Source organism: Lysobacter sp. ESA13C, assembly GCF_019970005.1.
GTDB lineage: Bacteria > Pseudomonadota > Gammaproteobacteria > Xanthomonadales > Xanthomonadaceae > Lysobacter > Lysobacter antibioticus_B.
The window spans coordinates 1-1170 of sequence record NZ_JAHXYK010000034.1; the positions used below are offsets into that span (position 1 = coordinate 1).

General features: G+C 64.7%; 1 protein-coding gene. It reads right to left on the minus strand.

All coding sequences use genetic code 11. The features are described from left to right. On the minus strand, positions 1-1170 hold a 1170-nt coding region (locus LC490_RS24210; protein WP_223621896.1), incomplete at both ends, for a condensation domain-containing protein.

The following is a 1170-nucleotide window of genomic DNA, read 5'->3' on the forward strand; positions in this document are numbered from 1 at the left end:
AGGCTCGCTTCGTCCTGCACCAGCGCGATCGCGTCCGGCGTCTTCGCCGCCTGCGCCTCGAACCACTCGTGCACCAGCCGGTCGACCGGATACGGCGCGTCCGTGGCGTTCCACGTCTCCACCACCAACTGCCGCTCAGGCTCGGGCAGCACGTCGATAGCATGCAACGGTCGAGTCGGTTCGATCTCCAGAGCATCGACCAAACGCAGCAGTGCTGTTTCCGCGAAGCACATCACGCGCTCCGGATCGAGCGTATCCTGCACCTGCACCGCCAGGGTCATGCCAAAGGTCCAATCGTTCACCGCGAATCCCAGCGGATAATTGGTGCGCTCGTGCGCGCTCAACCACTCAACTCCGCCCAGCGCCCGTATGACCTCCTTCGGCGACGTCTTTCCGCTGCGGCTGTGGCGATAGTTCAGCAGCGAGGTGAACAATGGCGCCGGCGCGGCCACCGCGCTGCAGCGCTGCGCGAGCGCAAGCGAGGCATGCTCGTGATGCAACAACTCCGCAAGCAGCGCATGCGTGCGGCGCACGCCTGCCTCGACGGTTACGTCGTCGATCTGCAACCGCATTGGCAGCGTATTGATGAACAGTCCCATTGCCCGATCCGAGCCTTCGCCTGACTGCATACGGCCGAACAGCACGGTGCCGAACACGACGTCGTCGCGCCCGGACACGCGTGCCAGCACCAGACCCCAAGCCAGGTGGCACAGGCTCGCGACGCTCACACCGAGCCTGCGTGCTTGTGCACGCAGGCGCTGCAACACCGCTGCATCGAGATCCCGCGTGGTCTGTCCGACCGGTCGCCCCTCTCCTCGCGTATCGCTTAATCCGAACGGCATCGTAGGCTCGTCGACATCGCCGAGCATCGTGCGGAAAAAGGTCTCGTGCTCTGCGCGGCTGACGCCCTGGCGCGCTTGCGCGACGAAATTCCGAAATGGAAGCTGCGAGGCCGCCGGCTCCCTGCCCGCCAGAATCTCGCGAATCTCGGAAACGATCAGGCTCTGCGTGGTGTTGTCGTCCGCCAAATGATGCGTGAGCACCAGCAATATCCACTTGTCGCACGCGGCGTCGTAGGCCACGAACGCACGCATCAAGGGGGCCTGACTGACATCGATGCGGTATGCGCGTGGATCGAAACGCGCCTGCAGCTGCTCGATCGCAGGCCCC